A 413-nucleotide genomic window follows, 5' to 3' on the forward strand; every position below is an offset into this window, starting at 1 on the left:
AAATTAAATCAATGGGAAAACGTAATGCTAGATGAAGAATCTGCAAATTCACCACAAGAAATCAAAATTGATATAGAACAAGCATGGAAAACATTTGAAAGCCGTTCCAAGTTAGACAATGTTTCTAATATAAATCACAAAAAGCACCAAAAGAAGGGAATGTTTACAAACATGAGTAAAAAATCAAAACGTTTCATTTATACAGCAGTAGCTGCAGCTGCACTTTTTACAACAGCAATGATTCCACAAGTACAAGTGGCGGCTACAAATGTTGCTTCATATTTTTCTGATGCAATTACAAATGATAAAGTTGTAAATGAAGGAATAGGAGATGAAAATGGTGTCATACAAGATATGATGAAGAATGGTAAATATATTCCTATTGATGAAAAAATTACAGATCAAGGTATTAC

Annotated in this window: 1 protein-coding gene; it reads left to right on the forward strand. The window is 31.5% G+C overall.

The window, feature by feature from the left end:
* Window positions 1-24: 24 nt before the first annotated feature.
* Window positions 25-413 (forward strand): DUF4179 domain-containing protein (locus tag CRU95_RS16265; protein ID WP_258238760.1); only part of this gene is annotated, 389 nt, incomplete at its 3' end.

It is taken from the genome of Arcobacter sp. F2176 (assembly GCF_004116465.1).
Classification (GTDB): domain Bacteria; phylum Campylobacterota; class Campylobacteria; order Campylobacterales; family Arcobacteraceae; genus Arcobacter; species Arcobacter siniprincipis.